Source organism: Nocardia jiangsuensis, assembly GCF_042650385.1.
In the GTDB taxonomy this organism is placed as follows: Bacteria; Actinomycetota; Actinomycetes; order Mycobacteriales; family Mycobacteriaceae; genus Nocardia; species Nocardia jiangsuensis.
This window is the reverse complement of record NZ_JBHSAX010000014.1, coordinates 998,237-1,012,950: the sequence shown is the minus strand read 5'-3', so window position 1 is coordinate 1,012,950 and position 14,714 is coordinate 998,237. Positions and strand designations below refer to the sequence as shown.

Genomic DNA, 14,714 nt, shown 5'->3' with positions numbered 1-14,714 from the left:
GGGTCACGGTCACCGATTTCGTGCCGTCGATGTTGACGGTGTTCGTCGCTCACGCCACCGCCGAGCAGGTCGCGACGCTGCGTGCGGTGTTCGTGATCGGTGAGGCCCTGCCGCCGGAGACCGCGGCGGGGTTGCGGGCGATCTCCTCGGCCGGGTTGCACAATCTGTACGGGCCGACCGAGGCCGCGGTGTCGGTGACCTACTGGGAAGCGACCACCGCCGACACCGTCACCGTGCCGATCGGTATCCCGGAATGGAACGTGGCGGTCTACGTCCTGGACGGGCGGTTGCGTCCGGCCGCGATCGGTGCGCCGGGTGAGTTGTATCTGGGTGGGCGGCAGCTCGCGCGGGGCTACCGTGGCCGCGCGGATCTGACCTCGGACCGTTTCGTCGCCAACCCCTTCGCCGCCCCGGGCGAGCGCATGTACCGCACGGGTGATCTGGTGCGGTGGAACAGTGACGGGGTCCTGGAGTACATCGGCCGTACCGATTTCCAGGTCAAATTCCGCGGCCAACGCATCGAACTCGGCGAAATCGAAGCGGTCGCCCGAGCCCTGCCCGAGGTCGCCCAATCCGCCGTGCTCGCCGTCGAATCCCCGACCGGACCCCAGCTGATCGCTTATGTCGTCCCCGCGGTTGCGCACCGCGTCGACCCCGCCCACCTGCGGGAGGTGCTTCGCACGAAACTGCCCGCCATCATGGTGCCGCGCTCGGTCGTTGTCCTGGACGCGCTCCCGCTCAACACCAGCGGCAAACTGGATCGCACCGCACTTCCGCAGCCGCCCGACCCCGACGACGGCCGGGGCCCGGATGGCCCCACCGAACTGCTGGTCGCCGAGGTCTTCGCCGACCTGCTCGAATCGAAGGATCTCCGGGCCGAACAGGATTTCTATGCGCTCGGCGGCAATTCGCTGCTCGCGTTCCAGGCGCACCGGGAACTCGAACTCCGCACCGCGCTCTCCCTGCCGATCCGGGAGTTCTTCCGTACTCCGAGCATCGAATCGGTCGCCCGCCTGATCGACGGTCATCGCGCGGAGACCTCGGTGACGCCCGCACTCTCCGATGCGGCCATGCAATTCGCCGTCCGGGCGTCCCCGCACCCCGCCGGGCGCGACTACCTGCTCACGGGTGCCACCGGTTTCCTCGGCGCACACCTCCTGAGCCGCTTGCTCATCAGGCCCGACGCGCGGATCCACTGCGCGGTCCGCGCCACCGACGAGCAGGACGCGCGCAACCGCATCGCCGAGGCCATGCGCCGGTTCGGCGTCGCCGGAGAGCAGCACCGCATCCGGCCGATCGCGCTCGACCTCGCCGAACCCGATGTCGGGCAACGCCTCCGGGATGCCGTGCCGGAACCGCTCGCGGGCATCGTGCACTGCGCCGCGCAGGTGAACCACGTGGACGAGTACGAGCGGCTGCGCCCGGCCAATGTCATCGGCACCGCGGAGCTGCTCCGCTTCGCCGCCGCGACCGGAACGGGTTTCCACCACATCTCGACCACCTCGATCTTCACCGGCGCGACCGGGCCGGTGGCCGAGAGCGAGATCGCGACTTTCGAGCAGGTCGGACACTCCGGCTACCTGACCTCGAAGTGGGTCGGCGAGCAGCTGGTCCGCACCGCCGCTGCCGCGGGGCTGCCGACGGCGATCTACCGCACCAGCCTGATCAGCGGCGATTCCGGTACCGGCATCGCACCGCTGACGGACTCGCTCTGGACCTGCGTCCGGGCCGTCCTCGATCTGGGGTTGGCGCCCCGGCTGCCGGACTTCCCGATCGAGCTGGTTCCGGTCGACTACGTCGCCGACACGATCGCGCACCTCGTGCAGACCAGGGTCCCGGACAACGCGACCTATCACCTGGTCAACCACGAGCACCTCGGTTTCGAGCAGATCCTCGAGGTGGCCGCGCGCCGCGGCTCCCCGCTGCGCGACGTCGATATCGACGAGTTCATCGATCGCCTGCAGGCCGAGACCACGGTCCGGATCGCGCGCGGCGACTACTCGCTGGCCGGGGCCGCGCTCCTCTTCCGGACGGCGGATTGGCGCGCCCAGCGCGCCCAGCGCTTCGACGACACCGTGACCGCGGGGCGGCGCGGGTCGCGGCGGCCGATCATGGACCTGGACATCGTCGACCGGTACCTGGCCTACTTCGAGGACATCGGCTTCTTCCCCGGCGTCCGCACGCCGGTGACGGCCGAGCGATGACCGGGCAGCCGAAGCGCGGCGGACCGGCGAAGCTGATCGTCGCCTGCTGGCTCGCGCTCACCGTCCTCGCCGGGATCTTCGCCCCGCAGCTGGCGCCGAAGCTGAGCGGCGGCGGCTGGCGGGTGCCTGCGGCGGACGCCACCCTCGCCGCCGAGGCGCTGTCGACCGGCTTCACCGGGCGCGGCGAAGCCAGCGTCCTGCTCCTCGTCCGCGATCGGCAGTACGCGGTGGGGTCGCCGGAGTTCGGGCAGCGGGTGGCGTCCGCGGTCGCGGTGGTGCGCGCCGAGCCCGAGCTGCGCTCGCTCCGCGAGTTCGGCTGGACGACGCTCACCGGACCGGCGAGCGCGAAGTTCACCGGCCGGGACGGCCACACCGTCGCCACCATTCTCGATCTCGATGTGGACGAGGGCACCGCGAAGCGGGTAGTGCCGACCGCCCAGGAGTCGCTGTCCCGGCTGGCGGCGAGCGGTGTCGAGGCGACGCTGGTCGGACAGGCGGCGGCCTATGGCGCGGTGAACACCATGAGCAGCGAGGGGCTGGTGCGGGCCGAGGTCGCGATCTTCCCCATCCTCGCCGTCATGCTGCTCCTCATCTACCGGAGTGTGGTCGCGGCCCTGGTCTCGCTCCTGGTCGGCGGGAGCGCCGTGCTCTTCGCCACCGGCACGCTCGCGGTCCTGGCGGACACCGTCGACCTCTCGGTCTTCGTCTCGAACGTCGCCACCATGCTCAGCCTCGGCGTCGGCGTCGACTACGCGATGATCATGATCAAACGGTTCGCCGAGGAGATCGGGGAGCACGCCGATCGGCGCATCGCGCTGCGGAACACCCTGCGCACCGCCGGGCACGTGGTCGCCGTCTCCGGCGCCACCATCACCGCGGCCATTGCCACGCTGCTCGTCGTCGATGTCGGCGTGGTCCGCTCGATGGCCGTCGGCGGCATGCTCGCCGTCGCCTTCGCCACGCTCACCAGCGTCGTGCTGCTGCCCGCGCTGCTGTTCCTGCTCGGCCCGAGAATCGATGCGCTCCGGGTTCCGCTGCCCGCCGCGCTGTCGCGGGGGCCGGGGCTCTGGTATCGGCTGGCGCACGGGATCCGGGCCCGGCCGATAGCCGTGCTCACCGCCGGCTGCGCACTGCTCGCCGTCCTCGCCGTCCCCGGATTGCACCTCCAGGTCTTCAACGCCGACGCCGAGATGCTGCCCGCCGACAGCCGGACCCGGACCGGATACCTGCTGGCGCAGGAGCAGTTCGGCCCCGGCACCGTCGAGCCGATCACCGTGGTGATCGAGAGCGAAGCTCCGATCGCCGACCCCGGCGAGGTGGCCTGGATCAACGACCTGGCCGCGCGGCTCCGCGCGCTGGAAAACGTCGACTCGGTCTCGGCACCGGCGGATATTCCGCACGCGGGGCTGCACCCCGACGACCTGGCCCAGATCGTCGGACACTACGTCTCGGCCGACCGGCGCACCGTGCTCGTCGACGTCTACGCGGAAACCAGCTCGGCCTCCGAGTCCACGCAGCGGCTGGTGCACGAGATCCGAAGCACCGCCGACGCCGCCGAACGGCCGGGCTTCGCGATCCTGGTCGGCGGGGATGCCGCCGACGGGATCACCTCGACCGCGGAGATATCCCGGTCAACCTCAACCGTCCTCGTCCTCATGCTCGCGCTGATCCTCGTGCTGCTGGTCGCCGCCTTCCGGTCGATCTTCGTCCCGATCAAGGCCGTGCTGCTGAACCTGTTCTCGGTGGGCGCCACCATCGGCATCCTGGTGCTGGTCTTCCAGGAGGGGTGGGGTGCGGAGCTGCTCGGGATCACCGCCATCGGCCCGATCCAGAACTTCGTACCGCTGCTGCTGTTCACCATCCTGTTCAGCCTGAGCACCGACTACGAGGTCTTCCTGATCACCCGGATCAGGGAGTACGCGGCCGACCCGGCCACGGCGGCGGACAGCATCGCGCACGGTCTGGCCAGGACCGGGCCGCTCATCTCCGCCGCCGCCGCGATCATGGTGCTCGTCTTCGGCGCCTTCGTGCTCACGCCCTTGGTCGCGGTGCAGCAGCTCGGGTTCGGCATGGCCGTCGCGGTGGCCATCGACGCGACCGTCGTCCGCATGTTCCTGGTCCCCGCCGGCCTCGAGCTGATGGGCAGGTGGAACTGGTGGCTGCCGTTCCGCTCCCGGCCCACGTCCTGACCTCCCGGAGGAGCCCCATGGAATTCTCGCTGTTCTTCTTCGCCAACAACGACGCCGACGCGGGTACCAACTACGCGCTGCTGCTCGCGGCGGCGCGCCTCGCCGACCAGCGGGGCTTCACCGCCGTCTGGACGCCGGAGCGGCACTTCCACCAGTTCGGCGGTGCGTACCCGAACCCGGCGGTCACCGGCGCGGCGCTCGCCACCGCTACCGAGCGGATCGGCATCAGGGCGGGCAGCGTGGTCGCGCCGCTGCACGACCCGGTGCGGGTCGCCGAGGAATGGTCGGTGGTGGACAACCTCTCCGGCGGCCGGGCCGGCGTGGCCTTCGCCTCCGGCTGGCACACCGACGACTTCGTCCTGCGCCCGGACGGCTACACCGAACGCCGCCGGATCACCGTCGAGACCATCGAGACCGTCCGGCGGCTGTGGCGCGGAGAGAAGATCACCCGGCGCAACGGCGCCGGGATGCCCGCCGACATCGCGCTCTCCCCGCGACCGGTGCAGCCCGAGCTGCCGATCTGGATGACCACCGCGGGCAGCGAGGAGACTTTCCGCGCGGCCGGTGCGCACGGCACCTTCGTGCTGACCCACATGCTCGGCCAATCCGTCTCGACCCTGCGCACACGCATCGAGGCGTACCGCTCGGCCTATGCCGACGGCCCCGGCGAGCAGGGGACGGGCACCGTCACCCTGATGATCCACGCCTACGTGGATCGGGACGGCGATCTCGCGCGCAGGCTCGCCAGGAAACCGTTCACCGACTACCTGCTCAGCTCCTGGAACCTCATGTCCCGGCTCTCCGACGGGGTGCCGCAGGGCGAGCTCTCCGGCGCGGTGCTGGACGGGGTCATCGCCCGCGCCGCCGATCGCTACATGACCGAGAACGGAATCTTCGGCACCCCGCAGCACGCCGTCGACATGCTGCGCGAGCTGCAGGCGGCAGGGGTGGACGAGGTGGCTTTCCTGGTCGACTTCGGGCTCCCCGCCGATGCCGTGCTGCGCGGGCTGGAGTACCTGGCCGCGCTGCGCAGGCTGGTGCGGTAGCCGGGCTCAGTTGCCGCCGTACACCTTCGAGTCGAGCAGGCCGATGTAGGGCAGGTCGCGATAGCGCTCGGCGTAGTCGAGGCCGTAGCCGACGACGAAGTCGTTGGGGATGTCGAAGCCGACCATGGCGACGTCGACCTGGGTGCGCAGCGCGTCCGGCTTGCGCAGCAGCGTGACCACCTCGAGCGCGGCGGGGTTGCGGGTGGAGAGGTTGCGCTTGAGCCAGGAGAGCGTGAGGCCGGAGTCGATGATGTCCTCGACGATCAGCACGTTCCGGCCCGCGATGTCCTTGTCCAGGTCCTTGAGGATGCGGACGACGCCGGAGGACGAGGTGGACGAGCCGTAGGAGGAGACGGCCATGAACTCCATCTGGGTCGGGATCGGCAGCGCCTTCGCCAGGTCGGTCATGAAGAAGATCGCGCCCTTCAGCACGCCGACCAGCAGCAGATCGCCCTCCGGGGCGCCGGCCGGGAAGCGCTCGGCGATCCGCTCGGCCAGTTCCTTGGTCTTCGTGGCGATTTCTTCTTCGGTGATGAGCACCGAGGCGATGTCGTCCCCGTACACGTCCGTTGGTGTCCTTCCGTGGTCGATCACGCACCGTCCGCCCGGCCGCGGAGCCGCAGGGTCAGCCTGCCATGTTCCCTTTCGACCACCAACCGGCGGGCCGGGGTACCGCCGCCGACCGCGACCGCGCCCTGGCCGCGCCAGCGCACGACCAGCGCGTCCACCGCGCGCAGCGTGGTGTCGCCCGGCGGGCGGGCGCCCGCGGCGAGCAGCCAGGCGCGGATCGCCCTGCGCCGCAGCGCGGCGGGCGCGGCGCCGAGCGGTGGCACGGCGAGGTCGGGGTGCGGGCCGGTGCCCGGGGTGCGGGCGGTGCTCAGCAACTCCGCGGCGAGGTCGTCCAGGACGGCGGTGTCCTCGCGGAGTTGCGCGGCGGTGCGGGCGAGCGCCTCCGCCACCCCGCCGCCGAGGACGTCCTCCAGGAGCGGGAGCACCTCGTGGCGCAGCCGGACGCGGGTGAACTCCGGTGCGGAGTTGTGCGGGTCGACGTGCGGCCGCAGGTCGAGGTCGGCGCAGAACCCGACGGTGTCGGTGCGGCGGACCGTGAGCAGCGGACGGCCCCAGGGCGGGGTGTGCGGGGCCATGCCGCGCACCGAGCGCGGGCCGGAGCCACGGGCAAGGCCGAGCAGGACCGTCTCGGCCTGGTCGTCCATGGTGTGCCCGAGCAGGACCTGGCGGCCGGCGCGGGCTTCGTCCAGCGCCGTGTAGCGCGCGGCCCGCGCCGCTGCCTCCATGCCGCCCGGGCCGGTCACCTCGACCGGGAGCACGGTGGCCGATGCGCAGCCCAGCTCCAGTGCCACCCGTGCCGCGGCCTCCGCGATCCGGCCGGACCCGGCCTGTAGCCGGTGGTCGACCACCAGCGCGTGCACCGGCCCGGCCTCGGCCACTGCGGCGGCGGTCAGCGCCAGCGAATCGGCGCCCCCGGAGAGCGCGACCGCCACCTCGGCCTCCGGCTCCGCGTACTCGCCGAGCCAGCCGCGCACCGCCCGTCGCAGCACCAGCGCGGCGCCGGTCTCCGGAAGGAGAGGTGGCACGTCACCCGGCCCGGGCCGGGAAGCTCCTGCCCTATCCGAGCACACGGGCGATCCAGCGCCCCGGTTCGTCGATCTCGTCGGGCAGCGGCAGCGTGGTCTCGTCGGTCCAGACGACGTTGAAGCGGGCCGTGCCGACGGTGCTCACCACCTCGTCGACGAACTTTTTGCCGCGCACGTACTGCGCGAGCTTGGCGTCGACGCCGAGCAGCGCGCGCAGCACCCGCTGCACCGGGTTCACCGCGCGCTTGCGGCGCTTGTCGAAGGCGGCGCGAATCTGCTCGACGCTCGGGACGACGGCGGGGCCGACCGCGTCCATGACGTGATCCGCGTGCCCCTCGAGCAGCGTGCCGAGAACGAGCAGCCGGTCCAGCGCCGCGCGCTGCTCTGGCGCCTGGGTGGCGCGCAGCAGCCCGATCACGCCCTGGTTGCCGGGGTCGTCCGCGCCGGTGCCGCCGCGCCTGCGCCGCACCTCGGTGAGCAGCCGGCCGATCACCTCGGTCGGCGGCTCGTCGGCGGCCGCGCCGAGCGTCGCCACATTGCTCCGCATGTACTCGGCCAGCCACGGCGCCGAGGAGAACTGCACCCGGTGCGTCACCTCGTGCAGGCAGACCCAGAGCCGGAAGTCGCTCGGCGAGACCCGGAGCGCACGCTCCACCGCCATGATGTTCGGCGCGACGAGCAGCAGCGTGCCGTCCTCGCCGGTGAACGGGTCGTACTGGCCGAGGATCGCGGTGGAGAGCAGCGCGAGCATGGCGCCTGCCTGCACCCCGGCCGGCTTGCCCGCGAACCGGCTGCCCGCCGCGGCGCCGTCCGGCCCGTCGGTGAGCAGGGCCATGGAGGCCGCGGCGGCCTCGATCCAGCCCGGCCGGTCCACGATCCGGGCGGACGGCACCGGCCGGTCGTCGAGCAGCATGCTGACCTCGCGCACCGGCCCCTCGGCCCGCCGCGAGGCCTCGGCCAGCTCGCTCACCACCTGCTCGGCCGAGTAGCGGGAGGTGCGCGGCCCCGCGGGCACCAGCGCGCCGCCGGTGCGGGCGGCGAGCCGCCAGTCCACGGCCCCGGTCAGCGGGGAACGCGGCGGTCCGGCCTCGACCAGGCCGAGGTCGGCCCCGTTGGATCCTTCGCTCATCTCACCCACCCGTCAGGAGCAGCCACAGTTGCGCAGTGCGCCCGCGATGGCGTCGAGTGCGGGCCGGCTCACCTCCGGTGGCCGGTCGTTCGACATCAGCGCGAATGTCAGCACGCGCCCATCGCGATCGAGCACATATCCGACCAACGCGCTGGCGACCGAGAGAGTTCCGGTCTTGGCCCGGATCCAGCCGGCGCCCACCGGATCGCCGCCGGTGTACCGGCTCGCCAGCGACCCGGTGGCCCCGGCGACCGGCAGCGTGTCGAGCAGCGGGGCCAGCTTCGCGGCCAACGCGCCGCCCTCCGGCTTCGCACTGGTCCCCGCCGGTTTCACCGTGGCGGGGCCGGTCGGCGCGGCGGCGGTGGTGAGCACGGCGGCGAGCGCGCGGGCAGGCACCCGGTCGTCCACCGAGAGCCCGCTGGTGTCGTGCAGGCTCACCCCGGTGAGGTCGAACCCGGCCTCGGTGAGCACGGTGCGCACCGCGGTCGCGGCACCGTCGAAGCTCTGCGGCAGCCCGCGCGCGGCGGCCACCTCGCGGCCGACCGTCTCGGCCAGCACATTGTCCGACCACACCATGAGCTGCCTGAGCCGGTCGCGCAGCGGCGCCGAGCGCACGCTCGCCAGCTCGGCCGCGCCGGGCGCCGCGGTGCCGAGTTCGACCCGGGCCGGGTCGATGCCGAGCTGGGCGGCCAGCTGCCTGCCCGCGTCCAGCGCCGGGGTGGTGCTGCGCGGTGCGTACTCGACCAGCGGGTCGAGCCTGCCGCCGTCGATCATCACCGGCTCCAGCGGCGCGATCGAGCCGCCGGGGATGTCGGCCGGTTCCCAGCCCTTCGCCATGGTCGGGCCGGTGTAGACCGAGGTGTCGACCACGATGCGGTCGATACCGCGGCCGCGCAGCCCGGCCGCCAGGTCGGCGAGCTTGGCAGCGCCCGGGTAGTAGCCCTTGCCGTCCGGGCGGGCGGTGATGGTCGGGTCGCCCGCGGCCACCAGCACCGCCTCGTCGGGCGCGGCCCCGGCGACCACCCGCGTGGTCACCCGGCTGTCGGCGGGCAGCGCGAGCAGCGCGGCGGCGGTGGTCAGCACCTTGAGCGTGGAGGACGGGATCATCGGGGTGTCCGCGCCGCCGCTCCACAGCACCGCGCCGCTGTCGGCGTCGGTGACCTGTCCGGCGAAGGCGCCGAGCTCCGGGTTGGCGATCACCCTGCTCAGCGCCGCCTCGATGCCGCCGCGGCTCGGCGCGGCGGCGTTCGATGGCGCCGGGTCGACCTTCGGGTCGACCGTGACCGGGGCGGGCGGCGCCGCGACGGTCAGCCCGCCGTGCTCGAACTCCGGCGTCCACGGCTGCACGATCAGCGCCACCGACGCGACCATCGAGACCAGAACGGCCAGCGCCAGCCCCACCCAGAGCCGGGTGCGGCGGCGGCGCCGCGCGGCCAGATCGCCGGTGTTCCTGTTGTTCCCACCCGTCACGTGTCCGCCGCTCCTCCTCCGGCCGCCCGCGCGGCCGCCTCCCGCACCCGAGTGCTCGCCGCCCACACTATCCTCGTTGCGCAATCGTTCCTCAGTACAACCTGGCGCAGTCGGCAGACTCCGCACGACCGATGAAGGAGATGGCGTGGAGTTCGACGTCACCATCGAGATTCCCAAGGGTTCCCGGAACAAGTACGAGGTGGATCACGAGTCCGGCCGGGTCAAACTGGACCGCTACCTCTACACCTCCATGGCCTACCCGGCCGACTACGGCTTCATCGAGAACACCCTCGGTGAGGACGGCGACCCGCTGGACGCGCTGGTGCTGCTGCCCGAGTCGGTCTTCCCCGGCGTGATCGTCGAGGCGCGGCCGGTCGCCATGTACCGGATGACCGACGAGGCCGGTGGCGACGACAAGATCCTCGCGGTGCCCGCGGGCGACCCGCGCTGGGACCACATCCAGGACCTGCAGGACGTCCCGGAGTTCGAGCTGGCCGCGATCAAGCACTTCTTCGAGCGGTACAAGGACCTGGAGCCGGGCAAGTTCGTGAAGGGCTCGGAGTGGGTCGGCCGCGCCGAGGCCGAGGCCGAGGTGCAGGCCTCGCTGAAGCGGTTGCAGGAGAACGGCGGGCACTGACCCCACCGACGCGAAGAGCGGGAAGACCGATGGATTCGGTCTTCCCGCTCTTCTGTGCGGTGCCCGGCCGGTGGAGGGGAGGCCGGTCGGGTCACCAGGTGGAGTAGTACAGATCCCACTCGCCGTCGTAGTTCAGGACGCACTCGTAGTACTTCCAGTCCGGGTGCGCCGGGCCGTACTCGCCGTCGGCGGAGCAGGCGGCGTAGGTGGAGTAGGTGCCGACCCAGATGGTCTCGACCGTGCGGTACTCGGGCGCGGCGGAGGCGGTCGCCGCCGTCGACACCCCGGCGACGGCGGCGGCAGCCAGCAGGCCTGCCATGGCGAAGGACTTGATTCGCATTTCGTTGCTCCTGTCGGTTCGTCTTGCTCGTCGACAGGAACATTACGAGCGGAAAAGCCCTGGTACAGCCACCCCTAGGGGTGGTGACCCGCACCCCTGGGGCGAGCCGCTACCTACCCTCGAAGCGAGGCTCCCGCTTCTCGAAGACGGCCTGGATGGCCTCGGTCAGATCGCCCGACGGCAGGAACGCGGCGTTCCACGCGGAGACGTAGCGCAGCCCGGCCGCGACCTCGGCGGTGAGCCGCTCGTTCAGCACATCCTTGACGCCCTGCACCACCAGCGGCGGGTTGGCCGCGATCTCGCGAGCCAGCGCGTGCGCCGCGTCCAGCACCGCCGCCTGGTCCGCGAAGACCTCGTTGACCAGGCCGATCCGCTCCGCGCGGGCGGCATCGATGTCCTTGCCGGTGAAGGCCAGCTCGCGCAGGTGCCCCTCGGAGATCACCGCGGGCAGCCGCTGCAGCGAGCCGACGTCGGCCACGATCGCCACCTTGGCCTCGCGGAGGCTGAACTTGGCCTCGGCGCTGGCGTAGCGGATGTCCGCGGCGGCGATCAGGTCCAGCCCGCCGCCGATGCACCAGCCGGAGACCGCGGCGATCACCGGCTTGACGCAGTTCGCGACCGCCGTGATCGACGCCTGCATGGTGCGGATGTCGTTCAGGAAGGCGGTGCGCGGCGCGGCCAGCGCCTTGTCTGCCAGCAGCGGCCCGAACGAACCGGCCATCGCGGGCAGGTCGAGCCCGTAGGAGAAGTGCTTGCCGGAGCCGGTCAGCACGATCGCGCGGACCTCGGCGTCGGCGGCGAGGCCGTCGAAGATCTCCGGGAGTTCGCGCCAGAAATCCGGGCCCATGGCGTTGCCCTTGCCCGGCCCGGTGAGCGTCACCTGGGCGACCTGGTCCTTCGTCTCGACCGTGAAGGCCTGCCAATCAGTCATTTGTACAGCGTATCGAGGCGCGGCCCCGGCTTGTAAAGCTTGTGCAAATTCCGGGCTCCGGTGCTGGTGCGGGCACCGGAGCGGAGCCGATGATGGTCCTCTCGCCCCTCGGAGGTCGCCATGCTGATGCATCAGGGAATCGGGCTCGACCGCTTCAACACCATGCCGAACGGCCGCGCGGTGCACGCGCTCTTCGAGTGCTGCTGCTGCGTCACCTGGGCGGCGCGGATCAGCGCGGGGCGGCCCTACTCCGACCACGACGACCTGCACAATGCCGTCGAGCTGGAGTTGCTGGCGCTCTCCCCCGGTGATAGGGAGCGCGCCTTCGACTCCGTGCTGCACGAGGCCTGCGGCGATCGCACGGTGGCGACGCTCGCCAAGATCGTTTCGGCGCGGATCGAGCGGATGCTCGGCCCCGAGGGCGGCTACCCCGAGTACTGAGCGCGGATCGTCAACTGCCGCATCGAGACTGCGCGGCAGCCGAACCGCGACCCCGGACCGGGGGTACGGCCCTACCCTGGTCGCATGCGCAAGTCGAGCCTGCCACCGGGCGCGATCCGGGTCTCCGACACCCTGATCTCGCGGGGGCACCACGGCGTGATCCTGACCCGGCCCGAACCCATCGATACCGCCGAGGACGCCGCCCGCGCCCTCGGCGTCGACCCTGGCGCCATCGTCGAGGCCCAGGTCTTCCTGCTGGACGACGAACCGGTGCTGCTCCTGGTCGCCGGTGCGCGGCCGGTGCACCTGGCGCGCACGGCGGCGCGGCTGGAGGGCGCGCTCACCCCCGCCCCCGAGGCGCTGACGCGGGAGGTCACCGGGCAGCCCGCGGGCGGGGTCGCCCCGCTCGGGCACCCGGCGAACCTCTCCACCTGGGTGGACACCGCGCTCGCCGCGCATCCGCAGCTGTGGGCGGCGGGTGGGCATCCGGGCACGCTGTTCCGCACCTCGTTCACCGAACTGGTGCGGATCACCGCCGGACAGCCGGTCGACATGGGCTGAACCGCGTACGTTCGTTGCTGTGAGTGCACCCAGTTCCGACGGCATCACCGCCGAGCAGTACCGCGCCTCCATGCGGCACTACCCGGCGGGCGTCACCATCGTGACGCTGCGGGCCGCGCACGGCCCCGTCGGCTTCACCGCCACCTCGTTCGCCTCGCTCTCGCTGGACCCGCCGCTGGTGTCGTTCAACATCGCGCACACCTCGTCCAGCCTGGACGCGCTGCGCGCCGCCGAGTCGGTGGTGATCCACTTCCTCGGGGCACATCAGCGGGAGCTGGCGCAGCGGTTCTCGCGCAGCGCAGCGGAGCGGTTCGCCGATCCGGCGCTCTGGGCCGAGCTGGAGTCCGGTGAGCCGGTGCTGCACGAGACACCGCTCTGGTTGCGCGCGGTGGTGCACCAGCGCTTCGACATCGGGGATCACACCTTCGTCGCCGGGCTCGTCACCCACGTCCACGACGAGACCCGGGGCGCGTCGCCCGCGGCGCCGCTCCTCTACTACGACGGCCGCTACCACCAGCCAACCGAACTGGGCTGAGTCTTCGTACACCGAGCAGAGGTGGTCGGCCGGGCCGGACCACGGCGATGGTCCGGCCCGGCCGCCCCGGCCCGCCATCCGACTCGAAGCGCAACCGAGTCGAGGCGGCCGCTCGAGGCCCCGATACAGGGGTCAGAATCCGGCGCAGGGCGCGGCGCCGAAGGCGTCCGCGCCGAGCGGACGGGTTTCGGGGACCGGGCTCCACGCCCCGCCCTCGGCGGCGTAGGACCAGGCCGACTCACCGCGCACCAGCGTGTGCAGCGCCGAGATCAGCCGGTCCACGTGCTCGACGGTCGTCCCCACCCCGACGCTGGCCCGCAGCGCGGCAGGCAACCCGAGCCGCTCGAGCAGCGGGTGCGCGCAGAAGCGCCCGTCGCGCACCCCGATCCCGTGCTCCGCGGAGAGGTACGCCGCGACGTGCCCCGGCGCGAACCCGGCCACCGTGAAGGCCACGATCCCCACCCCCTCCCCGCTGTCGGTGAAGATCCGCGGCTGCGAAACGCCAGGCACCCCGGCCAGCCCGTCCCGCAGCCGCGCGGTCAGCGCCCGCTCGTGCGCGACGAACCGCTCCTCGGGAATCGCGGCGAGCGCCGCGCAGGCCGCGGCGAGCGCCGCCGCCCCGAGCACATTCGGCGACCCGCCCTCGTGCCGCTGCGGCGCCGTAGCCCACTCGGTCTCGGTCACCGAGACGGAGCGGACGGCACCGCCCCCGGCCAGGTACGGCTCGGCCGCGTCCAGCCAGTCCCGCCGCCCGACCAGCACCCCGGCCCCGAACGGCGCGTACAGCTTGTGCCCCGAGCACACCAGGTAGTCGATCCCGGTGTCGCGCAGTGAGATCCGCCGGTGCGGCGCCAGCTGCGCCGCGTCGACCAGCAGCCGCGCCCCGCAGCGGTGCGCGATCTCGGCCAGCTCGCGCAGCGGGAGCAGCTCCCCGGTCACATTGGAGGCACCGGTGACGGCGAGCAGCGCGGCCGGCTCGCGGCACAGCTCGGCGACGAGCCTGCGCAGCGTCTCGGCGACGGTGTCGGCCGCGGTCACCACCCGGCGGCCGCCTGCGAGCCAGGGCAGGAAGTTGGCGTGGTGCTCGATGTCGAGCACAACGGTGTCGCCCGGCACGCAGCCGGCCAGCAGGTTCAGCGAGTCGGTCGTGCCGCGGGTGAAGACGGTGACCTGGTCCTCGGCGGCGTCGAAGAAGGCGCCGACGGTGCCGCGCGCGCTCTCGTAGCAGTCGGTGGAGACCCGGGAGGCGTAGCCGGCGCCGCGGTGCACGCTGGCGTAGTACGGCAGCAGCGTCGAGACCCGCTCGGTCACCGCGGCGATGGCGGGGGCGCTCGCGGCGTAGTCGAAGTTCGCGTAGCCGACGGTGCCGCCCTGCACCAGCGGGACGGCGAGGTCGTCACCGGAGGTCGCCGCGAGCGGGGCACAGGTCGGTTCGAGAACAGCGGTCATCACGTCATCCCAACATTCGGGGACCCGCAACATCAGGAGTGCCGAGTCCGCGCTTGCCGCGTCCGGTCGGACGACGGCCCGGTCGTCACCCGGAGCACCCCGCCGCGGAGGAGGGTTGCCGACCAGCAAGCCGGGGCTGAACGCTGGTACTCATGACCTGCCGAAAAGACTGGCAAAGCCACGCCCG

14 protein-coding genes and 1 riboswitch are annotated in these 14,714 nt (G+C 72.3%); of the genes, 7 read left to right on the top strand and 7 right to left on the bottom strand.

The window, feature by feature from the left end; translation table 11 throughout:
• The 3 genes from ACFO0B_RS19035 to ACFO0B_RS19025 all read left to right on the top strand — a co-directional run.
• Positions 1 to 2,204: thioester reductase domain-containing protein (locus ACFO0B_RS19035; protein WP_378613796.1), on the top strand; the 2,204-nt coding region annotated here is incomplete at its 5' end.
• Positions 2,201 to 4,393 (top strand): MMPL family transporter, encoded by a 2,193-nt coding sequence (locus ACFO0B_RS19030; protein WP_378613795.1) that lies wholly within the window; start codon positions 2,201 to 2,203, stop codon positions 4,391 to 4,393. The genes ACFO0B_RS19035 and ACFO0B_RS19030, both read left to right, overlap by 4 nt.
• A 17-nt stretch (positions 4,394 to 4,410) precedes the next feature.
• On the top strand, positions 4,411 to 5,439 hold the full coding sequence (locus ACFO0B_RS19025; RefSeq protein WP_378613793.1) for a MupA/Atu3671 family FMN-dependent luciferase-like monooxygenase: 1,029 nt from the start codon (positions 4,411 to 4,413) through the stop codon (positions 5,437 to 5,439).
• A 6-nt stretch (positions 5,440 to 5,445) separates the two neighbouring features.
• On the opposite strand, the gene hpt is transcribed toward ACFO0B_RS19025, so the two are convergent.
• Genes hpt through ACFO0B_RS19005 form a run of 4 tightly spaced genes read right to left on the bottom strand, consistent with a single transcriptional unit; the run spans position 5,446 to position 9,633 of the window.
• Entirely contained in the window at positions 5,446 to 6,003 is a 558-nt protein-coding gene (gene hpt / locus ACFO0B_RS19020) for a hypoxanthine phosphoribosyltransferase (RefSeq protein ID WP_378613792.1), read from the bottom strand.
• A gap of 26 nt (positions 6,004 to 6,029) precedes the next feature.
• On the bottom strand, positions 6,030 to 7,034 hold the full coding sequence (gene tilS, locus ACFO0B_RS19015; RefSeq protein ID WP_378613791.1) for a tRNA lysidine(34) synthetase TilS: 1,005 nt from the start codon (positions 7,032 to 7,034) through the stop codon (positions 6,030 to 6,032).
• A 31-nt stretch (positions 7,035 to 7,065) separates the two neighbouring features.
• Positions 7,066 to 8,163 (bottom strand): zinc-dependent metalloprotease, encoded by a 1,098-nt coding sequence (locus ACFO0B_RS19010; protein WP_378613790.1) that lies wholly within the window; start codon positions 8,161 to 8,163, stop codon positions 7,066 to 7,068.
• A gap of 12 nt (positions 8,164 to 8,175) precedes the next feature.
• Complete coding sequence (locus ACFO0B_RS19005) at positions 8,176 to 9,633, bottom strand: D-alanyl-D-alanine carboxypeptidase/D-alanyl-D-alanine-endopeptidase (protein WP_378613789.1); 1,458 nt, start codon at positions 9,631 to 9,633, stop codon at positions 8,176 to 8,178.
• A gap of 145 nt (positions 9,634 to 9,778) precedes the next feature.
• Between ACFO0B_RS19005 and ACFO0B_RS19000 the strand changes: the two genes are divergently transcribed.
• Complete coding sequence (locus ACFO0B_RS19000) at positions 9,779 to 10,270, top strand: inorganic diphosphatase (protein ID WP_378613788.1); 492 nt, start codon at positions 9,779 to 9,781, stop codon at positions 10,268 to 10,270.
• A 91-nt stretch (positions 10,271 to 10,361) separates the two neighbouring features.
• Here the strand turns inward: ACFO0B_RS19000 and ACFO0B_RS18995 are convergent, their stop codons facing one another.
• Both ACFO0B_RS18995 and ACFO0B_RS18990 read right to left on the bottom strand, forming a co-directional pair.
• Positions 10,362 to 10,610: a hypothetical protein gene (locus ACFO0B_RS18995; RefSeq protein ID WP_067648029.1), complete on the bottom strand. Its 249-nt coding sequence runs from the start codon at positions 10,608 to 10,610 to the stop codon at positions 10,362 to 10,364.
• Between the two features lie 109 nt (positions 10,611 to 10,719).
• On the bottom strand, positions 10,720 to 11,541 hold the full coding sequence (locus ACFO0B_RS18990; protein ID WP_378613787.1) for a crotonase/enoyl-CoA hydratase family protein: 822 nt from the start codon (positions 11,539 to 11,541) through the stop codon (positions 10,720 to 10,722).
• A 120-nt stretch (positions 11,542 to 11,661) separates the two neighbouring features.
• On the opposite strand from ACFO0B_RS18990, the gene ACFO0B_RS18985 reads away from it, so the two are divergent.
• The 3 genes from ACFO0B_RS18985 (at position 11,662) to ACFO0B_RS18975 (ending at position 13,078) form a co-directional block, all read left to right on the top strand.
• On the top strand, positions 11,662 to 11,982 hold the full coding sequence (locus ACFO0B_RS18985) for a 2-oxo-4-hydroxy-4-carboxy-5-ureidoimidazoline decarboxylase (protein WP_378613786.1): 321 nt from the start codon (positions 11,662 to 11,664) through the stop codon (positions 11,980 to 11,982).
• Positions 11,983 to 12,066: 84 nt separating this feature from the next.
• Positions 12,067 to 12,543 carry a YbaK/EbsC family protein gene (locus tag ACFO0B_RS18980; protein WP_378613785.1) on the top strand — a complete coding sequence of 159 codons (477 nt, stop codon included), beginning with the start codon at positions 12,067 to 12,069 and terminating at the stop codon, positions 12,541 to 12,543.
• A gap of 70 nt (positions 12,544 to 12,613) precedes the next feature.
• A complete protein-coding gene (locus ACFO0B_RS18975; protein WP_378613860.1) occupies positions 12,614 to 13,078 on the top strand; it encodes a flavin reductase family protein in 465 nt (154 codons plus the stop codon).
• Positions 13,079 to 13,210: 132 nt separating this feature from the next.
• Here the strand turns inward: ACFO0B_RS18975 and ACFO0B_RS18970 are convergent, their stop codons facing one another.
• Positions 13,211 to 14,527, bottom strand: a complete 1,317-nt coding sequence (locus ACFO0B_RS18970) for an aminotransferase class V-fold PLP-dependent enzyme (RefSeq protein ID WP_378613784.1) — start codon at positions 14,525 to 14,527, stop codon at positions 13,211 to 13,213.
• A 44-nt stretch (positions 14,528 to 14,571) separates the two neighbouring features.
• Positions 14,572 to 14,685: riboswitch (SAM riboswitch) on the bottom strand.
• Positions 14,686 to 14,714: the final 29 nt, after the last annotated feature.